Below are 23,727 nucleotides of genomic sequence, written 5' to 3'. Positions count from 1 at the left end.
TGCCACATACATACCTCCGTGCCTACACTGGCTGAGCCGTCTTTACGGCAATCAACGTTTGTACCAAACGTGCACGCGACCATAGAGAAAGCGGCATTCCTATAGGCTTTCATACGGAGAAGTCACATGGTTCAACGATTCACCCGCGCATCACGCACCTTCAGCCTGTGCATCCTTGCGGCGGCAGCCGCAACGGTCTGCAACCCGGCCAGTGCCGCCCAGGAAGAAACCACCCGCGTCATCGTCGCATTCAAGCCCGGCGCAAAAGCGGCCATGAAAGGCGCGGTCACCGCGGCCAAGGGCGCAGTGAAACACGAGATCTTCGGCACCAACGCGATGGCCATCGAAGTGCCGGTCGCCGCCCTGAAGGGTCTGCAGAACAACCCGAACGTCGAGTACGTCGAGGAAGATGCGAAACGCTATCCGCTGGCACTGACCAGCCCCTCCACCGGCACGCCGTATGCCACCGGCCAGCTGGTCCCGTACGGCATCAAGATGGTCCAGGCCGACCAGTTGAGCGACTCCGTCGCCGCCAACCGCAAGGTCTGCATCATCGACTCCGGCTACGACAACAGCCACGAAGACCTGTCGGGCAACACCGTCACCGGCGAATACGACAGCGGCACCGGCTGGTGGTACACCGACGAGAACCACCACGGCACCCACGTCGCCGGCACCATCGCCGGGATCAACAACAGCGGCACCGGCGTGGTCGGCGTCAACGCCAACAAACAGCTCAAGCTGCACATCGTGAAGGTCTTCGGCAATGATGCCTGGGCCTACTCGTCGACCCTGTCCTCGGCCGCCAACAAGTGCAAGGCCGCGGGCGCCAACGTCATCTCGATGTCGCTGGGCGGCTCGGTGTCGAACAACACCGAGAAGAACACCTTTGCCTCGCTGGAAGCGGCCGGCATCCTGAGCATCGCCGCCGCCGGCAACGACGGCAACACCCGCGCGTCCTACCCGGCCGGCTACGCCAGCGTGGTCTCGGTCGGCGCGGTCGACGAGAACAAGCAGTGGGCCACCTTCTCGCAGTACAACAGCAAGGTCGAACTGGCAGGCCCGGGCGTCGGCGTGCTGTCGACCGTCCCGATGGGCGCCGGCCAGGAAGCCGTCCTGACGGTCGGCTCGAGCACCTACGCGCCGGGCGCGATGGAAGGTTCGCCGGTGAAGACCGCGACCGCGCCGCTGGCCGATTTCGGCATCGGCGACAAGGTCAACACCGCCGTATCGGGCAAGGTCTGCCTGATCCAGCGCGGCACGGTCGACTTCTCGACCAAGGTCTCGAACTGCCAGGCCAGCGGCGGCGTCGGCGCCGTGGTGTACAACAACGCGGCCGGCGCCTTCGGCGGCACGCTGGGCACCACCGTGACCAACATCCCGTCGGTCACCGCCACCGATGTGGACGGCGCGGCGATGAAAGCCCAGCTGGGCCAGAGCGCCACGGTCGGCATCAAGACCTCGAACTACGCCTACTACGACGGCACCTCGATGGCCACGCCGCACGTGTCGGCCGTCGCGGCACTGGTCTGGAGCTACTTCCCGGCTTGCACCGCCGTCCAGATCCGCTCTTCGCTGGGCAAGAGCGCGCTCGACCTGGGCACCGCCGGCCGCGACACCAAGTACGGCTTCGGCCTGGTGCAGGCAAAAGCGGCCTACGACCGTATCAAGTCGCTGGGCTGCGGTAACTAAGCGGATCGCTTGAGAACGGAATGCCGCCCGGTGCACGCCGGGCGGCATTTTTCATTTATGCGGCTGCATCGTCAGCCCGATCAGGCGCGCCACCACCGCCGCCAGGTACATGACGCCGACGAACATCTCAATGCTGGTCAGAGCGCGCGCATGCACGGTGAGCGGAATCACGTCGCCGATCCCGGTGCTCGACAGCAGCGCGAAGCTGAGGTAATTCAGTTCGCTCCAGCTGCGCGGCAGCTCGGGATTGACCGCGGCGGCGAACGAGCCCGGCACCAGCGCCTGCACCACGATGTACAGGTGGGTGAAGCCCCAGGCCAGCAGGGTAAAAGTGGCGCCGGCGGCGAACAGCTCGTCGCGCGTGACCTTGCGGTCTTCCAGCATGTAGGCGATCAGGCTGGCGGCCGCGTAGAAATAGAACAGCGATTCCAGGGCCGAGGACCAGGGCTGCAGCCAGGCGAGCCCGAACAGCATCTGCGCGCTCAAGAGCGCGATGATCGGCAGCGCCATCGTGACGCTGATCCAGGTGTGGCCGGGCGTGCGGCGCACCATGTTGGTGGCGAAGGTGAGGATGACGATGCCGAAGGCATTGAAGGCGACGTGCCCGAACTGGGTCTTTTCCAGGAAGGGATACAGCAGCATGCCCAGCAGCTGGGCCATCAGCAGGATGGCGGACGGGTGGCGCCGGGTGTGGACAAGCAGGCGGAGCAGGCGCATCGGCTTCTCTTCGTGAACATGGAGACGCGCCTATTGTATGCAAACCGCCGTGCCGGCCGGGCACGATGCGCAGGACAAGAAAAAACCCGCCGTAGCGGGCGGGTTCGGATGAACGGAATCGGACCAGGGTTCAGCACTCGTCCGCGGCGATGACCGGTTCCCTGCGCGGCGCGGCGGCCGGCGGCGGGGCGGTTCCGCGCACGGCGGTTGCCGGCTGGATGCGCGCCGTCGCATGGCCCCGCGGCACGGCGGCCGCGTGCGCCGGCGCCACGGCGCCCTGCCCCTCGCCCAGGCGGAACACCGCCACCAGCGCGTTCAGGCGCGCGGCCTGGTCCTGCATGGCCTCGGCCGCGGCCGCGGCTTCCTCGACCAGGGCCGAATTCTGCTGGGTTACCTGGTCCATCTGCGCGATCGCGCCGTTGACCTGCTCGATGCCTTCGCCCTGCTCGGAGGTCGCGGCGCTGATCTCGGCCACCACGTCGCTCACGCGGCGCACGCTCTCGACCACTTCCTGCATCGTCGCACCGGCCTGGGCCACCAGGACGCTGCCGGCGTCGACCCGCTCGACCGAGTCGCCGATCAGGCCCTTGATTTCCCTGGCCGCCGCGGCCGAGCGCTGGGCCAGGCTGCGCACCTCGGAGGCGACGACCGCGAAGCCGCGCCCCTGCTCGCCGGCGCGCGCCGCTTCCACGGCCGCGTTCAGCGCCAGGATATTCGTCTGGAAGGCGATGCCGTCGATGACGCCGATGATGTCGACCACGCGGCGCGATGAATCGTTGATCGCGCCCATGGTCTCGACCACCTGGGCCACGACCTCGCCGCCGCGCACGGCCACGCTGGACGCGGCCGCCGTCAGCTGGTTGGCCTGGCGCGCGTTGTCGGCGTTCTGGCGCACGGTCGAGGTCAGCTCTTCCATCGACGAGGCGGTTTCCTCGAGCGACGAAGCCTGCTGTTCGGTGCGGCGCGACAGGTCCTGGTTGCCGGCGTTGATCTCGCTGGAAGAAACCGCGATGGCGTCGGTGCCGCTGCGCACCTGGCCGACGATGGCGGCCAGGCTGTCGCGCATGCCGCGGATCGCGTACAGCAGGCTGGCGCGGTCGCCGGCACCCGTCTCGATCGCGACCGCCAGGTTGCCGGCTGCGATCTCGCCCGCGACCTGCGCCGCATAGGCCGGTTCGCCGCCGAGCTGGCGCAGCAGGGTGCGGGTGATCAGCGTCGCGGCCACCGCGCCGCCCAGCAGCGCCAGCGCGCCGAGCGCCAGCATCGCGTTGCGCGCGGCGCCATAGGTTGCTTCCGCTTCTTCGTAGGTGGCCTGCATGGTGCCGCCCTGGTGCTCGATCACTTCATTCGAAGCGATGAAGACGGCGCTTTGCAGCTTGCGCGCCGGGCCCAGGAGCAGCGCGACCGCCGCTTCGCGTTCGCCGGCGGCATGCAGCTTAAGGACCTCGTCGATGGCGCCGATGTACTGCCCATAGGCGGCCCGGTAGGTGCGCAGGTTCTTCACGCCGTTCTCGGAGACGATCAGCTTGTCGAGCTGGGCGAACATCTCGTCGGCTTCCCTGCGGCTGGTGGCCAGCGCCGCCAGGTTCTTCTTGTTGGCCTCGGGCTCGTCCAGCAGCAGCAGGTCGCGCACGGTGCGCGCGGTGCGGTTGACGCGGTCGGCGAGGTCCTGCGCCACCACCACCTTGGGATAGGCGTCAAGCGCCATCATCCTGGTGCCGTCGTTGAGCGCGCCTAGCCTCGCGATGCCCAGCACGATCACGGCCAGGAGCATGACGAGCACCAGCGCGAAACCCAGCGCGAGGCGGGTCCCTACCTTCAGTTGTTTCATCGTCTCCCCTTTCGGGCCGCGTCAGGCGGCGATGCTGTCGATGACGCCCATCTCGTCGGCCGACATCAGGCGGTCGATGTCGACCAGGATGATCATGCGCTCGTCCACGGTGCCCAGGCCGATCAGGTAGTCGGTGTTCAGGGCGCCGCCCATGTCCGGCGCCGGCTTGATCTGCTCGGCGGTCAGCGAGATCACGTCCGAGACCGAGTCGACCACCATGCCGACCACGCGGTCCTGGATGTTTAGGATGATCACGACGGTGAACTGGTTGTAGGTCGGCGTGCCGAGGTTGAACTTGATGCGCATGTCGACGATCGGCACGATGGTGCCGCGCAGGTTGACCACGCCCTTGACGTGCTCGGGAGCGCTGGCGATGCGCGTCACCGATTCGTAGCCGCGGATTTCCTGCACTTTCAAAATCTTGATGCCGTATTCTTCGTTGCCAAGCTTGAAAGCCAGTGCTTCGAGCACGCCATCGCTCATCAAGGTAGTGTCCATGTGCGGTCCAGTCGAAATAAGTGAAGAGTTCCGCGCATTATATATTTTTGCCTTGCGGCAATAAACCAGCAATACGGAACGAGGTCGTTCCCTGTCTCGCTGTTGCAACTAAGCGTGGCCGGGCCGACGGCTAACGCATAAGCGATCCCGGAGGCGTTCATGCCCTGTCCATCGCGAACAGCGCCCCGAAACGCCGCGCCGCGCCTTCCGGATCGGCCTCGCCGTACACGCTCGTGATCGCAGCCACCATGTGCGCGCCGCGCGCCACCAGCGGCGCTGCGTTCGCGGGCGTCATGCCGCCGATGACGACCAGCGGCAGCGCCAGCTCGAGACGCGCCTGGTCGAGCAGCGCCGGCTCGGTGACGAAATCGTATTTCTTCACCAGGGAGGGATAGAAGCCGCCGAAGGCCGCGTAGCTGGCGCCGGCCAGCTGGGCCGTGCGCGCCAGCGCCAGCTGGCCGTAGCAGGAGGCGCCGACGATCTTGTCCGGACCGAGCAGGCGCCGCGCATGCTCGATGGCGAGGTCGGTGCCGCCCAGGTGCACGCCGTCGGCGTCGAGCTCCATGCACAGGTCCAGGTGATCGTTGATGACGAGCGGACGTCCATGGCGCCGGCACAGCGCCAGCAGCGCCCTCGCCTGCTCCAGGCGCAGGGTGGCGCCAGCCTCCTTGTGGCGGTACTGCACGAGCGATGCGCCGCCGCGCAGCGCCGCTTCCGTGCCGGCGAGCAGGCGTTCGGTGTCGTTCCAGTTCGGGGTGACGAGATACAGGCCTCGCATGGTGTTCCTTTAGATAGGGGGATGAAAGAAGCGGCGCGGGATGCGCTGGCCCGGCGCGATCGCGAACGCGCGCGCCAGCGCGTCGTGGCAATAGGCCTGGGCCGCGCCCAGCGCCTGCTCCATGGATTCGCCGAGGGCCAGGCGCCCGGCCAGGCTGGCGGCCAGGGTGCAGCCGCTGCCGTGGAAGCCGCCGGGCAGGCGCGGCCAGCGCCAGCGCCGCACCAGGCGCCCGTGCCGGCTCCAGCGGTTCTCGACGAAACGCCGCTCGCCATGGCCGCCGGTGAGCAGCAGGTGCTCGCAGGGAAACTCGCCGATGGCGCAAGCCTCCGGCTCGTTCGGCAAGGCGATGGTGGCCAGCGCCAGCAGCTCGCCGACGATCTCGAGCGGATCGTCCTCGGCCAGCGCATCGCCGTGGCCGCTGGCCAGCACCGGATCGAGCACCACCGGCAGCGCCGGATCGCGCGCGCGCAGCTCGCGCAGCAGGCCGGCGATGGCGCGGGCGTTGGCGCGGCTGCCCGGAATGCCGAGTTTGACGGCCCGGATATCGACCGTGTCGACCAGCGCCCGCGCCTGGGCCAGCACGAAGCCGGCGTCGACCGGCTGCACGGCATGCACGCGGTTGTTGTCCTGCACGGTCAGCGCGGTCGCCACCGGCAGCGCGTGCGCGCCCTGCGCGGCGATGGCCAGCACGTCGGCGGCAAGGCCGGCCCCGCCGCCGGGGTCGAGCCCGGCGAAGACCAGCACTGCCGGCACTGCGGCACCGTTCACGTGATGCGCCCTTCGCGCGGCGAAGACGGCGAAGCGGCGAAGCGTTTCGGCATGCGTCCGGCAAGATACGCTTCGCGCCCGGCCTGCACCGCCAGCTTCATCGCGCGCGCCATGCGCACCGGCTCGCGCGCCGCGGCGATCGCGGTGTTCATCAGCACGCCATCGCAGCCCAGCTCCATCGCGATGGTGGCGTCCGACGCCGTGCCGACGCCGGCGTCGACCAGCACCGGCACCGATGCCTGCTCGATGATGAGCGACAGGTTCCAGGGATTGAGGATGCCCATGCCCGAGCCGATCAAGGAAGCCAGCGGCATCACGGCCACGCAACCGATCTCCTGCAGGATTTTCGCCTGCACCGGATCGTCGCTGCAGTAGACCATGACGTCGAAACCGTCGCGCACCAGGGTCTCGGCGGCCTTCAGGGTTTCGGGCATGTGGGGGAACAGGGTCTGTTCGTCGCCCAGCACTTCGAGCTTGACCAGCTTGTGCCCGTCCAGCAGCTCGCGCGCCATTTGCAGGGTGTACACCGCATCCTTCGCGTTGTAGCAGCCGGCGGTGTTCGGCAGGATCGTGTAGCGCGATGGCGGCAGCACGTCGAGCAGGCTGGGCGCGTTCGGGTCCTGGCCGATGTTCACGCGGCGGATCGCCACGGTCACGATCTCGGCTTCGGCCGCCAGCGTGGCCTCGCGGGTCTCATCGAGATCGCGGTACTTGCCGCTGCCGACCAGCAGGCGCGAGCGGTACTGCTTGCCCGCGATGGTGAGGAAGTCTTCGTTCATTGTCTTGTCCTTATCCGCCGCCGATGGCGCGCACGATGTCCACTTTGTCCTGCCGGGCCAGCAGGCGTTCGTTCCACTGCTGGCGCGGCACCACCTGGCGGTTGACGGCCAGCGCCACCGCCTGGTTGGCGATGCCGAGCTGCTCGACGAGGTCGCCGACCGAAGCGCCAGGCCGCACCTGGCGCGCTTCTCCGTTCAGTTCGATCTCCAGCATTCACACCTCGCGGTACAGTTTCGCGCCGCCGCGCACGAACTCGATCGCCTTTTCCTGCATGCCCCGTGCCAGCGCCTGGTCGTCGCCGACGCCCTTGGCTGCGGCGTATTCGCGCACTTCCTGGGTGATCTTCATCGAACAGAAATGCGGGCCGCACATCGAGCAGAAGTGGGCGACCTTGCTCGACTCCTTCGGCAGGGTCTCGTCGTGGAAGGCGCGCGCCTTGTCCGGGTCCAGGCCGAGGTTGAACTGGTCTTCCCAGCGGAACTCGAAGCGCGCCTTCGACAAGGCGTTGTCGCGGATCTGGGCGCCCGGGTGGCCTTTCGCCAGGTCGGCGGCGTGGGCCGCGATCTTGTAGGTGATGATGCCGTCCTTGACGTCCTGCTTGTCGGGCAGGCCCAGGTGCTCCTTGGGCGTGACGTAGCACAGCATGGCGGTGCCGTACCAGCCGATGTTGGCCGCGCCGATGCCCGAGGTGATGTGGTCGTAGCCGGGCGCGATGTCGGTGGTGAGCGGTCCCAGCGTGTAGAACGGCGCCTCGTGGCACTGCGCCAGTTGCAAGTCCATGTTCTCGCGAATCAGGTGCAGCGGCACGTGGCCCGGGCCCTCGATCATCACCTGTACGTCGTGCTTCCAGGCGATTTGCGTGAGTTCGCCCAGGGTCTTCAGTTCGGCCAGTTGCGCTTCGTCGTTGGCGTCGTAGATCGAGCCGGGGCGCAGGCCATCGCCCAGGCTGAAGGCGACGTCGTACCGCTTCATGATGTCGCAGATCTCCTCGAAATGCGTGTACAGGAAGGATTCCCGGTGGTGGGCCAGGCACCACTTGGCCATGATCGAGCCGCCGCGCGAGACGATGCCCGTCAGGCGTTTGGCCGTCATCGGCACGAAGGCCAGGCGCACGCCGGCGTGGATGGTGAAATAGTCGACGCCCTGCTCGGCCTGCTCGATCAGGGTGTCGCGGTAGATCTCCCAGGTCAGGTCTTCGGCCTTGCCGTTGACCTTTTCCAGCGCCTGGTAGATCGGCACGGTGCCGATCGGGACCGGGCTGTTCCGGATGATCCATTCGCGCGTCTCGTGGATGTGCTTGCCGGTCGAGAGGTCCATCACGTTGTCGGCGCCCCAGCGGATGGCCCAGGTCATCTTCTCGACTTCCTCGCCGATCGAGGACGTCACGGCCGAGTTGCCGATGTTGGCGTTGATCTTCACCAGGAAGTTGCGGCCGATGATCATCGGTTCGCTCTCAGGGTGGTTGATGTTGCAGGGGATGATGGCGCGTCCGCGCGCCACCTCGTCGCGCACGAATTCCGGCGTGATTTCAAGGGGGATGGACGCGCCGAAGGATTGGCCCGGATGCTGGCGCCCGAGCAGTTCGGCAGTGCGCTTGCCCATCGGGCCGCTCGCCTCCAACGAAGCCAGGTAATCCTTGCGACGCAGGTTCTCGCGCAGGGCGATGAATTCCATCTCGGGCGTGACGATGCCTTGGCGCGCATAGTGCATCTGGGTGACATTCGCGCCCTCTTTTGCGCGGCGCGGCTTGCGCGTCAGCTCGAAGCGCAGCGCGTCCAGGCCGCGGTCTTCCAGGCGTGCCTGGCCGTAGCGCGAGCTCGGCCCAGGCAGTTCCTCGGTGTCGCCGCGCGCGTCGATCCAGCCGCGGCGCAGGGCAGGCAGGCCGCGCCGGATGTCGATCTGCGCAGCGGGGTCGGTGTAGGGGCCCGAGGTGTCGTAGACGAAGACCGGCGGATTGGGCTCGCCGCCGAAGCTGGCCGGTGTGTCGCTTTGCGCGACCGCGCGCATCGGCACGCGGATGTCGGGGCGGCTGCCCTCGATGTAGACCTTGGTCGAATTCGGGAAGGGTTCGATGGCGGCGCTGTCCACCCGGGCGGTGGCGGCGTCGAATTTCAGCGGGGCATTCATGTGGCTCCTTTGCGTGAGGAGCCAGCAAAGGAGGCGGAGATTTGCAGGCGCGTGCAGGCGCACGACCGCGGCATCTCGGAAGCTTCCCTTCGCTGGCATTATCCAGATCAGGTTCAGAGGGTATTTCTCACCCGCGCATCGTTTCGATGGCAGGACCCCTAGCGTTTTGCTGCGTTGAAGCAGCGGGCGGATTATAGCCCGTGTTGTGGCGTTGGCAAGAAAAATTTATGCGATATGCGGGCGGATGGGCGAGGTCAGTGGCGCTGTTGCGTGTGCCGTTCGTGGTGTTCGGAATCCGCGTGGGCTCGAGAGCCCACCCTACGGTCACCGCTAACGGCGAGTTCATACGAAACCCCGAAAATAACGGCTCACGCAACGGCGCCACGATCCCGACCGAAAATCCCGTCACTGCCCACGCGCAGCCCCGCCCTCCTCCTCTATAATGACCCTTTTCGCCAATCAAAACGCCATCAAATCATGGAATTAGCCAAGTCTTTCGAGCCAGCCGACATCGAACAATACTGGCGCACCGAGTGGGAGCAGCGCGGTTACTTCACCGCCACCCTCGATGCCGACAAGCCGTCGTTCAGCATCCAGCTGCCGCCGCCGAACGTGACGGGCACGCTGCACATGGGCCACGCGTTCAACCAGACCGTGATGGATGGCCTGACGCGCTACTACCGCATGCGCGGCTATAACACCGCCTGGGTGCCGGGTACCGACCACGCCGGCATCGCCACCCAGATCGTCGTCGAACGCCAGCTCGACGCCCAGAAGATCTCGCGCCACGACCTCGGCCGCGACGAATTCATCAAGAAGGTCTGGGAGTGGAAGGAAAAGTCGGGCAACACCATCACCGGCCAGATGCGCCGCCTGGGCGCCTCGGCCGACTGGAAGCGCGAATACTTCACCATGGACGAGACCCGCTCCGAGGTCGTCGCCGAAGTCTTCGTGCGCCTGTACGAGCAGGGCCTGATCTACCGCGGCAAGCGCCTGGTCAACTGGGACCCGAAACTGGGCACGGCCGTGTCCGACCTCGAAGTGGTGTCGGAAGAAGAAGACGGCTCGATGTGGTACATCAAGTATCCGCTGGCCGACGGTTCGGGCGAGCTGACGGTCGCCACCACCCGTCCCGAGACCATGCTGGGCGACGTCGCCGTGGCCGTGGACCCGACCGACGAGCGCTACACCCACCTGCACGGCAAGCTCCTGAAACTGCCGCTGACGGGCCGCGAAGTGCCGATCATCGCCGACAGCTACGTCGACAAGGAATTCGGCACCGGCTGCGTGAAGATCACCCCGGCGCACGACTTCAACGACTACGCCGTCGGCCAGCGCGCCGGCCTCGAGCCGATCAATATCTTCACCCTCGACGCGAAGATCAACGAAAACGCACCAAGCCAATACCAGGGCCTGGACCGCTTCGCCGCGCGCAAGCAGATCGTCGCCGACCTGGAGGCGCAGGGCTTCCTCGAGCAGGTCAAGCCGCACAAGCTGATGGTCCCGCGCGGCGACCGCACCGGCGTCGTCATCGAGCCGATGCTGACCGACCAGTGGTTCGTCGCCATGACCAAACCGGCGCCGGAAGGCACCTTCAATCCGGGCAAGTCGATCACCGAAGTGGCGCTGGAAAAGGTCGCGAACGGCGAGATCAAGTTCGTGCCGGAGAACTGGACCACCACCTATAACCAGTGGCTGGGCAACATCCAGGACTGGTGCATCTCGCGCCAGCTGTGGTGGGGCCACCGCATCCCGGCCTGGTACGGCGAGAACGGCGAGATCGTCGTTGCCCGCACCGAGGAAGAAGCCAAGGCCAAGGCCGCAGCGCAGGGCGTCACGGGTGAGCTGCGCCGCGACGACGACGTGCTCGACACCTGGTTCTCGTCGGCGCTGGTGCCCTTCTCGACCATGGGCTGGCCGAACGAGACGCCGGACATGAAGATGTTCCTGCCGTCGTCGGTGCTGGTGACCGGCTTCGACATCATCTTCTTCTGGGTCGCGCGCATGGTCATGATGACCGCGCACTTCACGGGTAAAGTGCCGTTCGAGACCGTCTACGTGCACGGCCTGGTGCGCGACTCGCAAGGCCAGAAGATGTCCAAGTCGAAGGGCAACACGCTCGACCCGATCGACCTGATCGACGGCATCGACCTCGAGACCCTGGTCGCCAAGCGCACCACCGGCCTGATGAACCCGCGCGACGCCGAGAAGATCGCCAAGGCCACCCGCAAGGAATTCCCGGACGGGATCGCGGCCTTCGGCACCGACGCCGTGCGCTTCACGATGGCGAGCTACGCTTCGCTGGGCCGCAACATCAACTTCGACCTCGGCCGCGCCGAAGGCTACCGCAACTTCTGCAACAAGCTGTGGAACGCGACGCGCTTCGTGATGATGAACACCGAGGGCAAGGACTGCGGCCAGCCGGATGCGGCCGACTTGTCGCAGGCCGATAAGTGGATCATCTCGCTGATGAACCGCGCCGAGCAGGAAGTGGCGAAAGGCTTCGAGGACTATCGCTTCGACAACATCGCCAACGCCATCTACAAGTTCGTCTGGGACGAGTACTGCGACTGGTACCTGGAAGTGGCCAAGGTCCAGGTCCAGCAAGGCACGGAAGCGCAACAGCGCGCCACCCGCCACACCCTGCTGCGCGTGCTGGAAGTGATCCTGCGCCTGGCGCATCCGGTGATCCCGTTCGTGACCGAGGCGCTGTGGCAGGCGGTCGCGCCGCTGGCCGGCAAAACGGGTGACTCGATCATGCTGCAGCCCTACCCGGTCGCCAACCCGGATGCGATCGACGAAGCGGCCGAAGCCTGGATGGCCCAGCTGAAGGACCTGACCAACGCGACCCGCAACCTGCGCGGCGAGATGAAGATCGCGCCGTCGCTGCGCGTGCCGCTGATCGTCGAGCCGGGCAACGAGGGCGACCGCGCCAACATGGCCCTGTTCGCGCCCTACATCGCTTCGCTCGGCAAGTTGGCCGAGGTGCAAATCGTCGACGCGCTGCCGGAATCGCCGGCCGCGGTGTCGATCGTCGGCACCACCAAGCTGATGCTGAAGGTCGAGATCGACGTCAAGGCCGAGCGCGAACGCCTGTCGAAGGAGATCGCGCGCGTCGAGGGCGAGATCGCCAAGGCCAGCGGCAAGCTGTCGAGCGAGAGTTTTGTTGCGCGCGCGCCGGCCGCCGTGGTGGCGCAGGAGAAGGAACGCCTGGCGAACTTCACCGCGACGCTCGACAAGATGCGCGAACAGCTGGCCAAGCTGCCGGCCTGATCCGGCCAGACCGGTCATTCGGAACGCGGCCTCGGGCCGCGTTTTTTCATTGGCCCTGCAGGATGCCGGGGACGGAAATTGGAATATTTCCTCACAATTCGCTTTCCCCGTCGAGAAGACTGTTTGCTACACTCTGCGCTATCAATAATGAATCCAGGAGACACCAGATGCGTAAGTTGATGCAGGCAAGCCTGATTGCCATGATGTTCGCGATGCCCGCCGCGTGGGCGCAGACCGCCTCGCCGGTCGGGCTATGGAAGACCGTCGACGACGAAACCGGCAAGCCGAAGGCCCTGGTGCGCATCACCGAGCAAAACGGCGCGCTGGAAGGCAAGATCGAAAAGCTGTTCCGCGAGCCGAACGAAGACCAGAACCCGAAATGCGTGGCCTGCACCGATTCGCGCAAGAACCAGCCGATCGTCGGCATGACCATCGTGTCGGGCCTGAAGAAGGACGGCAACGAGTACACCGGCGGCGAGATCCTCGACCCGGCCAAGGGCAAGGTCTACAAGAGCAAGGCGACGCTGCGCGACGGCGGCCAGAAGCTCGAGGTGCGCGGCTACATCGGCGCGCCGATGTTCGGCCGTTCGCAGGTCTGGCACCGCGAGCAGCAATAAACACGAAGATGCCAACCGAAGCGGCCTGCGGGCCGCTTTTTTATTCGCAATCCCAATGACCCTGACCCAGAGCTACCTCTTCCTCGCCCTCGCCATCGTCGTCGAGGTGATCGGCACCACGGCGCTGAAGGCCACCGACAACTTCACCCGGCTGTGGCCCAGCCTGCTGACCGTCGCCTGCTATGCCGCCTCGTTCTACCTGCTGACCTTCAGCCTGAAGGTGCTGCCGACCGGGATCGCCTACGCGATCTGGTCGGGGGTCGGGATCGTGCTGATCTCGATCGTCAGCTGGATCGTCTACAAGCAGAGCCTGGACCTGCCGGCCCTGCTCGGCCTGGGGCTGATCATTGCGGGGGTGCTGGTGATTAACCTGTTTTCGAAGAGCATGGCGCATTGAGTCGATCAGCCCCGGGCAGGAGGCGCTTGCCCGGACTGGAGCAACCTGATCACCGTCTCGATACTGTAGGGCTTGCCAACGTACAGATAGGGCCGGCCATGCCTCTCCATCAAGGCGGGCGGGATGAATCCTGAGGTCAGCACGATACTGATGGCCGGGAACATGCTTCTGACCGTCTCCGCCAGTTGCAAGCCGTTCATCCCTGGCATCATCACGTCGGTAAAGACGGCATCGATTTCCGGATCGTCCTCCAGGATCCGGAGGGCTTCCATGGCCGAGTACGCGGCCCTGGCTTCCAGCCCATGACCGCACAGCAATGCTTCGGCCAGGTCGGCCAGATCGCGCTCGTCGTCGACCGCCAGCACTTTCCGCAGCACGCGGCCAGCCGCCGGTGCGGCCTCTTTCCGCAACGCGTCGGGTAATCCTGTGATGGAAGGGCGCCCCTTGCCGGCGCAGCGCGAGGCATTCACTGCAAGCTGCATGGCGGCTCCTTCGCTGCTGGCGGACGCCTGGTCGCGTCGGCAGCCTGGAATCCCTTGGGCAGGCGCGGTATCGTCACCGTGAAGGTGGTGCCGTCGGCGACGGTCGACGCGAGTGCGATGCTGCCGCCGTGCGCGTGGACGATTTCGCGCGAAATGTACAGGCCGATGCCCAGGCTGGTGCGCTCGATGCAGTCGTCGCCGTCGCTCTTGACGCTGGCGGCGATGCGCACCATCGGATCGAAGATGGCCGCGAGCTTGTCCGGCGCGACCGGTTCCCCATGGTTGGTGACCGAGATGACGACGTCGGCTTCGCCGGCGCTCATGCGCACCACCACCGGCGCATCCGGGTGGCCGTACTGGATGGCATTGCCAATCAGGTTGGATAGTACCTGGGCAATGCGTCCCTCGTCGAAAATCGCATCCAGATGGGGCGGCACTTCGAGCTGGATCAGTTGCTCCGCATGGAAGGTGCGCAATTCATTGACCACCTCTTCGCACACGGCTACCAGGCTGCCCTGCCTGAGCCGGATCGGCATGCCAGGGCCGAGATGGGTGCGCGTGAAGTCGAGCAAGTCGTTGATCAGTTTGCTCATGCGCCTCGCGCTGTTGAACATTCGTGTTGCGACCAGCACGTATTTCGGCGCAAGATCGTCCGCCTGCATCAGGAAGGTCGATCCGGTCACGACCGTGCCCAGTGGGTTGCGCAGGTCGTGGCCGAGGATGGCCAGGAACATGTTCTGCGTCTGCTTGATCATGAACTCGTAGCGCGCCACCGACTCTGCCAACGCCTGGTCGACCGCTTCGTTGAAGCGCGTGACATCGTCCATGTGGGCCGGGTGGGAGTCGCCACCGATGCCGGCGGCCCACAAGGTGAGCACGCTCGAACGCAGGGCCCGGTACTCGGAGACCAGCTGCACCACGGTATAGCCCGACAGCAGCCGTGCCTCGGCATGGATCTCGGCGGCCGTATCGTCCTCGCCGCGCTTGCCAAGGCCGCGCGATTTCACACATCGCTCGTGTTCCGTCTGCGGCGTGGCCAGGTCTGCCGAGATTGCCAGCAGCATCTGGCGAGCATGGTCGCGCAAGTCGGTGTCGTTCATTGTCAACGCGGGCGGCTCGATCGTGCGTGCGAAGTCCTCCCATGCCTGCAGGATCGGCTCCATATTGTCGCAAATAAAGGGTCCTAATTGGTATTGCGTCATTATCATGAAACCTTTATATATCCCGATTCGACGAATCGCCGAAAATGGGTCGTCCATAATAACAGTCATTTCCTTACTTCAATTTCGGAACGAGGAAAACCCACAAAAGTAAAATAAATTCGAAATCATTAGGAGAATATGGAGAACCCCTGTATCTTCGGTTTCGCACTGCATCAAGTTGTTGTAATTATTGGTCTTTCTTTCTCGTCTCGCCTTCCGGCGGTCCTGTTTGATTTCCTCCCGTCACACCCTTTCTTGGTCGAATGTGCATATCGGGTATTGTTGCCCATGCAAATCTAAAAGGAATGTAAATGACTACTCAAACCGGCACCGTAAAATGGTTCAACGATTCGAAAGGCTTCGGCTTCATCACCCCTGACGCAGGCGGTGGCGATTTATTCGCCCATTTCCAGGACATTCAATCGCAAGGTTTCAAGAGCCTCGCGGAAAACCAGCGCGTTTCGTTCGAGCGCTCGACCGGCCCAAAAGGCGAAAAAGCTGGGAACATCCGCGCGATCTGATCGCTGGATGACAATGCGGCGCGCACCCCGCAGATAGCATGGGCGGGGCCGCGTAGATGGAACAACGAAAGCCCGCCTGCGCGGGCTTTTCGCATTGAGGGGCCTCGCGGCGCCCTTGTGGATGACGGCAAGCCATGGCAGGATCGGGGCTGATTAACCGAAAGTCAAACAGACAGGACCGACCATGCCGCAAGCTTCCAGATTCCTGATGGCCGCCTCGCTGCTGCCCCTTGCCTGTGCGGCGCAAACGCAGGCGGCGCCGGCCGTGGTCGCCGTCGAATACCGTGTGGCCAGCCAGTCGCCGGAACATATCGAAGAGAGCTTGGTGACGCCGCTGGAACGCCGGCTGTCGCGGCTACCGGGCTTGTCCGACATCAGCTCCGTTGCCACCCATGGCCGCGCGCGGCTGGAGATCGGCTTTGCCGGCGACGAGGGCGGACAGGCGCTCGCCGCGGTCAAGGCCGAGGTCGACCGCTTCGATGCCACCAGCGGGCTGGAACCGGCAGCCGTGGTCGAATTCGACCGCCCGCGGCTCGATTTCGGGTTCCTCGCCCCGCGTCGCCCAGGCGACGCCGACCAGCCCGGTTTGCCTCCGCCAGCCAGGGATGGTGTGGGCTGAGGTGTTCCTAGCGCACGCTACGGCGCCGGTCCGTCTTGCGGTGCTGTCCCGGAGAACACAGCAGGCGCATCGCCACCGTCTTCGGCACACCGACGAGCTGCATGAATTCGAAGGCCGGGCAGACCCCGTCCGTGCGCCACAGGCGCAAGGCCTCGTCGACGTGGGCCGCCGTGGCCGGGTTGGTCCGCGGGTCCGTTTTTTTACTTCCTGACATCAATTTGCCTCAACCGCTTGTTACGAGGCGAAATATCCTAGCAAACCAGGCATGACGTAGCGCCCGCTTGCCTGAGAGCATCCAAGCCGGGCCTGCCGACGCGTTCAGCGTTTCTCGGCGCCGCGCAGGATCGCCAAGACCACCAGCCCGAACAGCGCGCTCACCACGGCGGTGGCTTCGCGCCCCATGCCGGCGGCGATGCCGACCGCCGAGGTCAGCCAGACGCTGGCGGCCGTGGTCAATCCCCGGATGTCGTTCTTGTCGGTCTGCTTCAGGATGGCGCCGGCACCGAGGAAGCCGATGCCGGCGGTGATGCCCTGCAGCACGCGCGACAGGTCCTCGATCTGCATGCCGGCCTGCAGCGGGATCAGCACGAACAGGGCCGAGCCCAGCGACACCAGCATGTGGGTGCGCAGGCCGGCCGAGGCGCCGACCGACTCGCGCTCGTAGCCGAGCACGGCGCCAAGGGCCAGGGCCACCAGCAGGCGCACCACGATGCGCGTGATGTCCTCCGGATTGCCCAGGTCCGAAAATTCCTGCTGTATCGTCAGCCAGCTTTGTTCCCACCACGCCATTGTCACCTCCAAACCGTTCCGACGAATAATGCCATCTAAGCAAGATGCATGGCGCATCGCTCGGCGGTTCGAGGACGAAAGAGGAAACTGGGCCTTCGATTACAACCAACCGGCATCGCGTGCCAGGCGATAGGCCTCGACCCGGTTACCCGCGTTCAGCTTGCTGATCGCCTCCGACAGGTAGTTGCGCACCGTGCCTTCGGACAGGTGGATCTGGCGCGCGATGTCGGCGCTGGTGGCGCCCTCGCCCGCCAGGCGCAGCACCTGCCGCTCGCGTTCGGTGAGCGGGTCCTGGGCGCCGCTCCAGCTCTCCAGGGCCAGCTCGGGCGCGATCGCGCGCCCGCCGCCATGCACGGTGCGGATCGCCGCCGCCAGCGCGTCGGCCGGCGCATCCTTCAGCAGGAAGCCGCGCACGCCGGCGGCCAGCGCGCGCCGCAGGTAGCCGCTGCGTCCGAAGGTGGTGACGATCATCACCCGGCCTGGCGCGCCGCGCGCCGCCAGTTGCGCGGCCAGCTCCAGCCCGGTCATGCGCGGCATCTCGATGTCGGTCAGCACGATGTCGGGGGTGTGCTGCTCGCACAGCGCCAGCGCCTCGACGCCGTCGGCGGCGGTGGCGACCACCTCGAGGTCGGGTTCCAGCCCGAGCAGCGCCGCCAGGGCGCCGCGCACCAGGCCCTGGTCCTCGGCCAGCAGGATGCGGATCATGCGCCCGCCCCCGCCGGCACGCGCAGCTCCAGCGCCAGCCCGGCGCCGACCGCCAGGGCCAGCCGGCCGCCCAGCGCGGCCGCCCGCTCCTGCATGCCGCTCAGGCCGTTTCCGTGGCGCAGGTCGCCCGCGCCGCGCAGGCGCGCACCGTCGTCGCTGACGCGTAGCACCGCCTCGTTGTCTTCCAGCGCCAGCGACAGCGTGCAGCGACGCGCGCCGGCATGGCGCACGACGTTGGTGACCGCCTCGCGCAGGGCCAGCGCCACCACGTGCTCGGCGGCCGGCGCCAGGTCGACGCGTTCGACCCGCTCGCACAGTTCCACTTCGGCTGCAGCCAGGCTGGCGCGCGCGCTGGCCAGCGCATGGGCCAGGCCGCTCTCGCGGTAGCCGGTGACGGCGGTGCGCACCTCGGCCAACGCGCGGCGCGCGGCGGCCTCGATGTCGGCGATCTCGCGCCGGCAGGCAGCCCTGGTGTCGACCGTATCGCGTTCGGCCAGCTTGCCCGCCAGTTCGGCCTTCAGCGCGATCAGCGACAACGAGTGACCCAGCAGGTCGTGCAGGTCGCGCGAGATGCGTTCGCGTTCGGCGATGGTGGCCATGTGCTCGACTTCTTCCTGCTTGCGCAGCAGCTCCTGGCGCGAACGGCGCAGGCGCGCATCCATGATCGCGCCCAGGCCCACCGGCAGGCTGATGGTCAGGAGCGGCATCAGGAACATGAAGCGCATCTGTCTCCCTTCGACCAGCAGCGAGGCCAGCAGGCCGAGCAGGATCACCCCGACCATCGCCGGCATGGCGCGCCGCATGCTGGTAAAGCCGGCGGCCATGGCGCAGGCGAAAATGAAGAAGGTGGCGGCGCCGATGTTCCAGCGCACCCAGGCGATGCCGATCAGGCAGCCCGCCAGCATGCAGGCGCCGACCTGCCAGCCGCGCGCCCAGAAACTGGCGCAGTAAAGCGGGATGAAGACCGCGAAGGTCAGCGCCAGCAGCGCCGCCTCGACGGCGCTCGGCGCCACATAGGCGTACTTCCAGAACATGTAGGCGAGGCTGAGCAACCAGAAATATGGCATCCGGCCCTGCTCGGGCGGCAACCACGGCCCCGCCCACAGCCGCTTGAATCCTTGCATGATCGTGTTCATCGCTCTTGTGCCGATTCTGGTTATTGGGTCAGCAGGCGCACGTCGGCCAGCTCGAAGCGGTAGTCGCCCGGCTGCGGACCGGCGTTGAATCCTAACATGGTGACGCTGGCCGGATCGATGCCTTTGAGCTCGCTAAAGGGAACCGTCACCTCGGTCCACTCCGGCCCCGCGACGAAGGACTTCGCGCCCGGGATCTGCACGCCCTGCGACATCGCGATCATCTGGTAGGTCTTGCCGTCGCCGCGCACCTTGAAGCGCACCGCCTTGACGGTACTGAAGTCGACCGACTGCATCGGCTGCGCGCCCGGCATGAAGGCGACGCCGGACCAGGCGTACGGCAGGCCCGGCGCCACTTTCGCGTTGATCGCGAGCGGCACCTGCCCGTCGGCCAGCGCCGCGCCGGTCGCCAGGGCGACGGTCGACTTGCCGCCGGCGAAACTGTCGGTCGACGGTCCCCAGCCCATGCCGAAGGGACTGGCCAGCGCCTGGTCGCTGAAGCGGCTGATGCGGCCATCGGGCGGCAGCGCGAGTCCCTTGCCTTTCTCCTGCGCCGCCTTGGCGACGGCCTGGCGCTGGCCCTCGCGCAGGCGGTTCGCACTTTCGCCATCCTTCCAGACTTCGACAATGCGGCGCGTGGCCAGGATGTCGGCCGTTGGATTACCCTCCACCAACAGCAGGTCGGCCTTGTAGCCCTGCTCGATGCGACCGCGCCGGCCCAGCTTGAACACGCGCGCCGGCTCGCTGGTGGCCGCCGCCAGCGCCTGCACCGGCGTGAGGCCCGCTTCGACCAGCGCCTTCAGCTCGCGGTGCATGCTGATGCCATATTGCGTGCCGGGGTTGCCGGCGTCGGTGCCGGCCAGCACCGGCACGCCGGCCTTGAGCATGGCGGCGGTCACCAGCTTCGGCGCCACCAGCATCGCCGCGCGTTCCTTGTTGCCGTAGCGTGCCTTGAGCGGCGCCTGGCCATCCTTGTCGAGCAAGGCGGCCAGGGCCGGGTTGGCGAGCAGGTCGTCGCCGCGCCAGCCGGCCATGCTCTCCAGTACCGTGAAGGTCGGGATCACGAAGGCGCCGCGGCTGGCGGCCAGGCGCGCCAGCCCCTCGGCGTCGCCGGACTCTCCCGGATACAGGTGCACCAGGCCGTCGGCGCCCGCTTCCAGCACCGCGCGCGCATCCTTTTCGTTGCCGATGTGGACCACGGCCAGCTTGCCGCGCAGGTGGGCCGCGTCGATCACCGCCTTGGCCGTCGCCAGGTCGAGCGAGGGCATGCCGTAGCCGCTTTCCATGACGATCTTGATGAAGTCCGAGCCTTCGGCGATGCGCGCGTCGACGAAGGCCTGGGCCTGCTGCGGCCCGGTGATGGTGGGGATGACGACGCCGAACTGGCTGCCGTGGCCGTGCGGCGCGGTGACCAGCGTGCCGGCCGAGAACAGGTCGGCATGGTCGTGCCGGCTGCCCTGCGCCATCTCCTGCTTGGCCTGCTTCATGAGCTTGAGGTCGGTGAACATGTCGACCTGGGTGGTCACGCCGAACAGCACCGGCAATTCCTGCCAGCGGAAGACGTGGGTGTGGGCGTCGATCAGGCCAGGCAGCAGGGTGCGGCCGGCGCCGCTCACCACACGCGTCCCCGCCGGCGGCGGGCCACGGAAATCGGCGTTGGCGATGACGCCGTTCTCGAACAGCACCGAGCGGCGTTCATGCACGGCTTTGCCGTCGAACACGCGCACGTCCTGGACCAGGGTGGCGGCAGCAAGCGCGGCGGGGCTGGCGCCGATGGCGGCGCACAGCAGCAGGAGTTTCAGGGTGGTCGGTTTCATCTCGGTCTCTCCAGGTGGTTGGATGAACCGAGTATGGAAGAGCGGCGGCGGCGTCACCAGACGCAACTGCCACCACTTTCAGGTGACAAATGTCATGCGCGCGGACGCTGGCGGGCCAGGTGCCGATCAAGTGCATTTGCAAAATGCTGGCGGTCGGCCTGGCTGAAGGCGGACGGGCCGCCGGTGTCGACGCCGCTGCTGCGCAGCTCTTCCATGAAGGCGCGCATCGTGAGTTGCTGGGCGATCGTGTCCTTCGTGTAGAACTCGCCGCGCGGGTTGAGTGCGTAGCCGCCCTTCTCCAGCACCTGCGCCGCGAGCGGGATGTCGCCGGTCACGACCAGGTCGCCGGGCTGCAGGCGCGCCACGATTTCGGCGTCGGCAACGTCGAAGCCGCCCGGCACCTGCAGCGCGCGGATGAACTTCGACCCGGGCACGCGCAGCAGCTGGTTGGCCACCAGCGTCACGGGGATCTGCGTGCGCTCGGCCACCCGGAACAGGATGTCCTTGATGACGCCGGGGCAGGCGTCGGCGTCGACCCAGATCTGCATCGGGGTCGTTGTCAACGCAGGCTCATCGTAAATTGTCCCAGAGGTCGCCGGTCGGGCTGATGCGCGGCGCGGCGACGCCGAAGTGCTGGTAAGCGGCGGGCGTGGCAATGCGGCCGCGCGGGGTGCGCTGCAGGTAGCCCTGCTGGATCAGGTAGGGCTCGAGCACGTCCTCGATGGTGTCGGCCGCCTCGCCGATCGCCGCGGCCAGGTTGCCGATGCCGACCGGGCCGCCATTGAACTTGAACAGCACCGCTTCCAGGAGTTTACGGTCCATGACGTCGAAGCCGACCGAGTCGACGTCGAGCATCTTCAGGGCGCGGTCGGCCATGTCCTTGGTGATCTCGCCGTTGCCCTTCACTTCCGCGTAGTCGCGCACGCGGCGCAGCAGGCGGTTGGCGATACGCGGCGTGCCGCGCGCGCGCATCGCCACTTCGCGCGCGCCCTCTTCGTTGATCGGCGCTTCCAGCAGGTGGGCGCTGCGGGTGACGATCTTGGTCAGCTCGTCGACGTTGTAGAACTCGAGGCGCGCGACGATGCCGAAACGGTCGCGCAGCGGGTTGGTCAGCATGCCGGCGCGGGTGGTGGCGCCGACCAGGGTAAACGGCTGCAGGTCGAGCTTCACGGAACGCGCGGCCGGGCCCTCGCCGATCACGATGTCGATCTGGTAGTCCTCCAGCGCCGGGTACAGGATTTCCTCGACCACCGGCGATAAACGGTGGATCTCGTCGATGAACAGCACGTCGTTCGGCTCGAGATTGGTGAGGATGGCCGCCAGGTCGCCCGGACGCTCCAGCACCGGGCCGGAGGTCTGGCGCAGGCTCACGCCCATCTCGCGCGCGATGATGTGGGCCAGCGTGGTCTTGCCCAGGCCCGGCGGGCCGAACAGCAGGGTGTGGTCGAGCGCCTCGCGGCGCTTCCTTGCGGCGGAGATGAAAATCTCGAGCTGGTCGCGGATCTTGGCCTGGCCGACGTATTCGTCCAGCTGTTTCGGGCGCAAGGCGCGTTCGATCGCCTCCTCGTTGGGCGAGGCCGGCGCCGCGTCGATGACCCGCTGCTCGGTGAAATTGTCGGTCTGGATGCTCATTGCTTGAATCTCGAGTTAGGGCGGCTTAGTCCCTAAGCCTTGGACAGGGCCTTCAGGGCGAACTTGATGCCGTCGGACACGCTTGCGCCTTCCGGCAGGTTCTTGGTCGCGACCAGCGCTTCCTTGTCAGAATACCCCAATGCCAGTAGCGCGTTCATCACGTCGGCCTGGGTATCGTCGCGCGGCGCGCCGCCGCCGACCACGCCGATGTCGGCGCCGAGCTTGCCCTTCAGTTCCAGCAGCAGGCGCTCGGCGGTCTTCTTGCCGATGCCGGGAATCTTGACCAGGCGGCCCGGCTCCTGCAGCGTCACGGCCTGGGCCAGGTCGTTCACCGACATGCCCGACAGGATGCCCAGCGCGGTGCGCGCGCCGACGCCGGTAATCTTGATCAACTGGCGAAACAGCGCGCGCTCGCTGGCCGTGCCGAAGCCGAACAGCAAATGCGCATCCTCGCGGATCGCCTGGTGCGTGAACAGCACGACGCGCTCGCCGGTGTGCGGCAGGTTGTAATAGGTGCTCATCGGCACGTCGATTTCATAGCCGACGCCGTTGCAGTCCACCAGCAGTTGCGGCGGAGTCTTTTCGAGCAGGATTCCGGAGATGCGACCAATCATGGTTGACCTTTGTTATTGGATTTAGACGAGGCGCCCGCGCTTCATGCGCAGGCCGGCCAGTTGCGGACCGAGCGAACCGATCAGCGCCAGCGTATCGTGGCTGTTCGCGTGGCAGATGGCAACCCCGAGCGCGTCGGCGGCGTCCGAACCCGGCAAGCCGGGCAACGTCAGCAGGCGCGAGACCATGTCCTGGACCTGGGGCTTGGCGGCCTTGCCGGTACCGACGACCGCCTGCTTGATCTGGGTCGGCGAGTATTCCGCCACGTCGAGGTCGGCGCCGACCAGGGCGCTGATCGCGGCGCCCCTGGCCTGGCCCAGCAGCAGCGTCGACTGCGGATTGACGTTGACGAAGACCTTCTCGATGGCGGCGCAGCTCGGCTGGTAGGTGGCGACGATCTCGCGCACACCGTTCAGGATGATCTTCAGGCGCGGCGGCAATGCCCCTTCAAGACCGGTCTTGATGGTGCCCGAGGCGATGTAGCGCAATTTGCTGCCCTGCTTTTCGATGACGCCGAAGCCGGTCGTGCGCAAGCCTGGGTCGATGCCGAGAATAATCATTATCGAATGTTATACCGGCCAGCAAGGTTCGTGGGAAAAATACTGTGGAAAAACACAGTGGGGTGGGGTTATTGAGGCTGGGGGCCTCAATAACGAAGTGCCCACGCGGAACGATGAATAGTGGCAACAGGGCAACGGAAGACCCGGGGCGTCACCAGCAGGATGCCACATAAATGC

Annotated in this window: 25 protein-coding genes and 1 riboswitch; of the genes, 6 read left to right on the top strand and 19 right to left on the bottom strand. The window is 66.3% G+C overall.

All coding sequences use genetic code 11. The annotated features are described in order from the left end of the window. Window positions 1–126: 126 nt before the first annotated feature. Window positions 127–1,692, top strand: coding sequence for a S8 family serine peptidase (locus ACFOPH_RS22615; protein ID WP_379737360.1), 1,566 nt, complete (start codon window positions 127–129; stop codon window positions 1,690–1,692). Between the two features lie 51 nt (window positions 1,693–1,743). Here ACFOPH_RS22615 and ACFOPH_RS22610 read toward each other — a convergent pair whose 3' ends face one another. The 8 genes from ACFOPH_RS22610 to thiC all read right to left on the bottom strand — a co-directional run bounded on the left by ACFOPH_RS22610 (window position 1,744) and on the right by thiC (window position 9,191). Continuing rightward, complete coding sequence (locus tag ACFOPH_RS22610) at window positions 1,744–2,409, bottom strand: ion channel (RefSeq protein WP_312554183.1); 666 nt, start codon at window positions 2,407–2,409, stop codon at window positions 1,744–1,746. Between the two features lie 130 nt (window positions 2,410–2,539). Then, window positions 2,540–4,240 carry a methyl-accepting chemotaxis protein gene (locus ACFOPH_RS22605; RefSeq protein WP_379737357.1) on the bottom strand — a complete coding sequence of 567 codons (1,701 nt, stop codon included), beginning with the start codon at window positions 4,238–4,240 and terminating at the stop codon, window positions 2,540–2,542. A gap of 21 nt (window positions 4,241–4,261) precedes the next feature. After that, window positions 4,262–4,738 carry a chemotaxis protein CheW gene (locus ACFOPH_RS22600; protein ID WP_312554078.1) on the bottom strand — a complete coding sequence of 159 codons (477 nt, stop codon included), beginning with the start codon at window positions 4,736–4,738 and terminating at the stop codon, window positions 4,262–4,264. A gap of 157 nt (window positions 4,739–4,895) precedes the next feature. Next, window positions 4,896–5,516, bottom strand: a complete 621-nt coding sequence (thiE, locus tag ACFOPH_RS22595; RefSeq protein ID WP_312554076.1) for a thiamine phosphate synthase — start codon at window positions 5,514–5,516, stop codon at window positions 4,896–4,898. Between the two features lie 9 nt (window positions 5,517–5,525). Then, complete coding sequence (thiD, locus tag ACFOPH_RS22590; RefSeq protein WP_379737355.1) at window positions 5,526–6,284, bottom strand: bifunctional hydroxymethylpyrimidine kinase/phosphomethylpyrimidine kinase; 759 nt, start codon at window positions 6,282–6,284, stop codon at window positions 5,526–5,528. After that, complete coding sequence (locus ACFOPH_RS22585; RefSeq protein WP_312552007.1) at window positions 6,281–7,063, bottom strand: thiazole synthase; 783 nt, start codon at window positions 7,061–7,063, stop codon at window positions 6,281–6,283. Before ACFOPH_RS22585 ends, thiD begins: the two co-directional genes overlap by 4 nt. Before the next feature lie 10 nt (window positions 7,064–7,073). Further along, window positions 7,074–7,277 carry a sulfur carrier protein ThiS gene (gene thiS, locus ACFOPH_RS22580; RefSeq protein ID WP_312552006.1) on the bottom strand — a complete coding sequence of 68 codons (204 nt, stop codon included), beginning with the start codon at window positions 7,275–7,277 and terminating at the stop codon, window positions 7,074–7,076. Continuing rightward, the gene (thiC, locus tag ACFOPH_RS22575) at window positions 7,278–9,191 is read right to left on the bottom strand and encodes a phosphomethylpyrimidine synthase ThiC (RefSeq protein ID WP_312552005.1); all 1,914 of its coding nucleotides are present in this window, start codon (window positions 9,189–9,191) and stop codon (window positions 7,278–7,280) included. A 67-nt stretch (window positions 9,192–9,258) separates the two neighbouring features. Further along, a riboswitch (TPP riboswitch) is annotated at window positions 9,259–9,361 on the bottom strand. A 307-nt stretch (window positions 9,362–9,668) separates the two neighbouring features. Here thiC and ACFOPH_RS22570 point away from each other — a divergent pair. The 3 genes from ACFOPH_RS22570 (at window position 9,669) to ACFOPH_RS22560 (ending at window position 13,478) form a co-directional block, all read left to right on the top strand. After that, window positions 9,669–12,464 (top strand): valine--tRNA ligase, encoded by a 2,796-nt coding sequence (locus ACFOPH_RS22570; protein ID WP_312552004.1) that lies wholly within the window; start codon window positions 9,669–9,671, stop codon window positions 12,462–12,464. A gap of 167 nt (window positions 12,465–12,631) precedes the next feature. Beyond that, the gene (locus ACFOPH_RS22565) at window positions 12,632–13,081 is read left to right on the top strand and encodes a DUF2147 domain-containing protein (protein WP_312552002.1); all 450 of its coding nucleotides are present in this window, start codon (window positions 12,632–12,634) and stop codon (window positions 13,079–13,081) included. A gap of 55 nt (window positions 13,082–13,136) precedes the next feature. Continuing rightward, window positions 13,137–13,478: an SMR family transporter gene (locus ACFOPH_RS22560; RefSeq protein ID WP_312552001.1), complete on the top strand. Its 342-nt coding sequence runs from the start codon at window positions 13,137–13,139 to the stop codon at window positions 13,476–13,478. 5 nt (window positions 13,479–13,483) lie between these two features. Here ACFOPH_RS22560 and ACFOPH_RS22555 read toward each other — a convergent pair whose 3' ends face one another. Both ACFOPH_RS22555 and ACFOPH_RS22550 read right to left on the bottom strand, forming a co-directional pair. Next, window positions 13,484–13,960 carry a response regulator gene (locus ACFOPH_RS22555; protein WP_312552000.1) on the bottom strand — a complete coding sequence of 159 codons (477 nt, stop codon included), beginning with the start codon at window positions 13,958–13,960 and terminating at the stop codon, window positions 13,484–13,486. Then, a complete protein-coding gene (locus ACFOPH_RS22550; protein ID WP_379737351.1) occupies window positions 13,945–15,060 on the bottom strand; it encodes a sensor histidine kinase in 1,116 nt (371 codons plus the stop codon). The genes ACFOPH_RS22555 and ACFOPH_RS22550 overlap by 16 nt, the downstream gene beginning before the upstream one ends. Window positions 15,061–15,473: 413 nt before the next feature. Between ACFOPH_RS22550 and ACFOPH_RS22545 the strand changes: the two genes are divergently transcribed. Both ACFOPH_RS22545 and ACFOPH_RS22540 read left to right on the top strand, forming a co-directional pair. Beyond that, window positions 15,474–15,683 carry a cold-shock protein gene (locus tag ACFOPH_RS22545; protein WP_312551998.1) on the top strand — a complete coding sequence of 70 codons (210 nt, stop codon included), beginning with the start codon at window positions 15,474–15,476 and terminating at the stop codon, window positions 15,681–15,683. Between the two features lie 184 nt (window positions 15,684–15,867). Continuing rightward, window positions 15,868–16,302, top strand: a complete 435-nt coding sequence (locus ACFOPH_RS22540) for an efflux RND transporter permease subunit (protein WP_312551997.1) — start codon at window positions 15,868–15,870, stop codon at window positions 16,300–16,302. Window positions 16,303–16,309: 7 nt separating this feature from the next. Here the strand turns inward: ACFOPH_RS22540 and ACFOPH_RS22535 are convergent, their stop codons facing one another. From ACFOPH_RS22535 to ruvC, 9 genes are all read right to left on the bottom strand, one after another. Further along, the gene (locus ACFOPH_RS22535) at window positions 16,310–16,516 is read right to left on the bottom strand and encodes a hypothetical protein (RefSeq protein ID WP_312551996.1); all 207 of its coding nucleotides are present in this window, start codon (window positions 16,514–16,516) and stop codon (window positions 16,310–16,312) included. A gap of 104 nt (window positions 16,517–16,620) precedes the next feature. After that, on the bottom strand, window positions 16,621–17,091 hold the full coding sequence (locus tag ACFOPH_RS22530) for an MgtC/SapB family protein (protein WP_312551995.1): 471 nt from the start codon (window positions 17,089–17,091) through the stop codon (window positions 16,621–16,623). 99 nt (window positions 17,092–17,190) lie between these two features. Then, complete coding sequence (locus tag ACFOPH_RS22525) at window positions 17,191–17,796, bottom strand: response regulator transcription factor (protein WP_379737348.1); 606 nt, start codon at window positions 17,794–17,796, stop codon at window positions 17,191–17,193. Beyond that, window positions 17,793–18,920, bottom strand: a complete 1,128-nt coding sequence (locus ACFOPH_RS22520; RefSeq protein WP_379737346.1) for a sensor histidine kinase — start codon at window positions 18,918–18,920, stop codon at window positions 17,793–17,795. Before ACFOPH_RS22520 ends, ACFOPH_RS22525 begins: the two co-directional genes overlap by 4 nt. Before the next feature lie 32 nt (window positions 18,921–18,952). Next, on the bottom strand, window positions 18,953–20,746 hold the full coding sequence (locus tag ACFOPH_RS22515) for a CIA30 family protein (protein WP_312548187.1): 1,794 nt from the start codon (window positions 20,744–20,746) through the stop codon (window positions 18,953–18,955). Between the two features lie 92 nt (window positions 20,747–20,838). Continuing rightward, entirely contained in the window at window positions 20,839–21,294 is a 456-nt protein-coding gene (locus ACFOPH_RS22510) for a YaiI/YqxD family protein (RefSeq protein WP_312548245.1), read from the bottom strand. 22 nt (window positions 21,295–21,316) lie between these two features. After that, window positions 21,317–22,378, bottom strand: a complete 1,062-nt coding sequence (gene ruvB, locus ACFOPH_RS22505) for a Holliday junction branch migration DNA helicase RuvB (protein ID WP_312548189.1) — start codon at window positions 22,376–22,378, stop codon at window positions 21,317–21,319. A 32-nt stretch (window positions 22,379–22,410) separates the two neighbouring features. Then, the gene (gene ruvA / locus ACFOPH_RS22500; protein ID WP_312548191.1) at window positions 22,411–22,992 is read right to left on the bottom strand and encodes a Holliday junction branch migration protein RuvA; all 582 of its coding nucleotides are present in this window, start codon (window positions 22,990–22,992) and stop codon (window positions 22,411–22,413) included. Window positions 22,993–23,013: 21 nt separating this feature from the next. Then, complete coding sequence (gene ruvC / locus ACFOPH_RS22495; RefSeq protein WP_312548192.1) at window positions 23,014–23,550, bottom strand: crossover junction endodeoxyribonuclease RuvC; 537 nt, start codon at window positions 23,548–23,550, stop codon at window positions 23,014–23,016. Window positions 23,551–23,727: the final 177 nt, after the last annotated feature.

It is taken from the genome of Massilia haematophila, assembly GCF_042647645.1.
In the GTDB taxonomy this organism is placed as follows: Bacteria; Pseudomonadota; Gammaproteobacteria; order Burkholderiales; family Burkholderiaceae_D; genus Telluria; species Telluria haematophila.
Note: the sequence above shows the minus strand (reverse complement) of the source record. Positions and strands in the feature narration are given on the sequence as shown.

Excerpts from the sequence above, each read along its gene's own strand:
- ACFOPH_RS22615 (WP_379737360.1), top strand. The coding sequence starts at position 127 with ATGGTTCAACGATTCACCCGCGCATCACGCACCTTCAGCCTGTGCATC.
- ACFOPH_RS22610 (WP_312554183.1), bottom strand. The coding sequence starts at position 2,409 with ATGCGCCTGCTCCGCCTGCTTGTCCACACCCGGCGCCACCCGTCCGCC.
- ACFOPH_RS22605 (WP_379737357.1), bottom strand. The coding sequence starts at position 4,240 with ATGAAACAACTGAAGGTAGGGACCCGCCTCGCGCTGGGTTTCGCGCTG.
- ACFOPH_RS22600 (WP_312554078.1), bottom strand. The coding sequence starts at position 4,738 with ATGGACACTACCTTGATGAGCGATGGCGTGCTCGAAGCACTGGCTTTC.
- thiE (WP_312554076.1), bottom strand. The coding sequence starts at position 5,516 with ATGCGAGGCCTGTATCTCGTCACCCCGAACTGGAACGACACCGAACGC.
- ACFOPH_RS22585 (WP_312552007.1), bottom strand. The coding sequence starts at position 7,063 with ATGAACGAAGACTTCCTCACCATCGCGGGCAAGCAGTACCGCTCGCGC.
- thiS (WP_312552006.1), bottom strand. The coding sequence starts at position 7,277 with ATGCTGGAGATCGAACTGAACGGAGAAGCGCGCCAGGTGCGGCCTGGC.
- thiC (WP_312552005.1), bottom strand. The coding sequence starts at position 9,191 with ATGAATGCCCCGCTGAAATTCGACGCCGCCACCGCCCGGGTGGACAGC.
- ACFOPH_RS22570 (WP_312552004.1), top strand. The coding sequence starts at position 9,669 with ATGGAATTAGCCAAGTCTTTCGAGCCAGCCGACATCGAACAATACTGG.
- ACFOPH_RS22565 (WP_312552002.1), top strand. The coding sequence starts at position 12,632 with ATGCGTAAGTTGATGCAGGCAAGCCTGATTGCCATGATGTTCGCGATG.
- ACFOPH_RS22560 (WP_312552001.1), top strand. The coding sequence starts at position 13,137 with ATGACCCTGACCCAGAGCTACCTCTTCCTCGCCCTCGCCATCGTCGTC.
- ACFOPH_RS22555 (WP_312552000.1), bottom strand. The coding sequence starts at position 13,960 with ATGCAGCTTGCAGTGAATGCCTCGCGCTGCGCCGGCAAGGGGCGCCCT.
- ACFOPH_RS22550 (WP_379737351.1), bottom strand. The coding sequence starts at position 15,060 with ATGAACGACACCGACTTGCGCGACCATGCTCGCCAGATGCTGCTGGCA.
- ACFOPH_RS22545 (WP_312551998.1), top strand. The coding sequence starts at position 15,474 with ATGACTACTCAAACCGGCACCGTAAAATGGTTCAACGATTCGAAAGGC.
- ACFOPH_RS22540 (WP_312551997.1), top strand. The coding sequence starts at position 15,868 with ATGCCGCAAGCTTCCAGATTCCTGATGGCCGCCTCGCTGCTGCCCCTT.
- ACFOPH_RS22535 (WP_312551996.1), bottom strand. The coding sequence starts at position 16,516 with ATGTCAGGAAGTAAAAAAACGGACCCGCGGACCAACCCGGCCACGGCG.
- ACFOPH_RS22530 (WP_312551995.1), bottom strand. The coding sequence starts at position 17,091 with ATGGCGTGGTGGGAACAAAGCTGGCTGACGATACAGCAGGAATTTTCG.
- ACFOPH_RS22525 (WP_379737348.1), bottom strand. The coding sequence starts at position 17,796 with ATGATCCGCATCCTGCTGGCCGAGGACCAGGGCCTGGTGCGCGGCGCC.
- ACFOPH_RS22520 (WP_379737346.1), bottom strand. The coding sequence starts at position 18,920 with ATGCAAGGATTCAAGCGGCTGTGGGCGGGGCCGTGGTTGCCGCCCGAG.
- ACFOPH_RS22515 (WP_312548187.1), bottom strand. The coding sequence starts at position 20,746 with ATGAAACCGACCACCCTGAAACTCCTGCTGCTGTGCGCCGCCATCGGC.
- ACFOPH_RS22510 (WP_312548245.1), bottom strand. The coding sequence starts at position 21,294 with ATGCAGATCTGGGTCGACGCCGACGCCTGCCCCGGCGTCATCAAGGAC.
- ruvB (WP_312548189.1), bottom strand. The coding sequence starts at position 22,378 with ATGAGCATCCAGACCGACAATTTCACCGAGCAGCGGGTCATCGACGCG.
- ruvA (WP_312548191.1), bottom strand. The coding sequence starts at position 22,992 with ATGATTGGTCGCATCTCCGGAATCCTGCTCGAAAAGACTCCGCCGCAA.
- ruvC (WP_312548192.1), bottom strand. The coding sequence starts at position 23,550 with ATGATTATTCTCGGCATCGACCCAGGCTTGCGCACGACCGGCTTCGGC.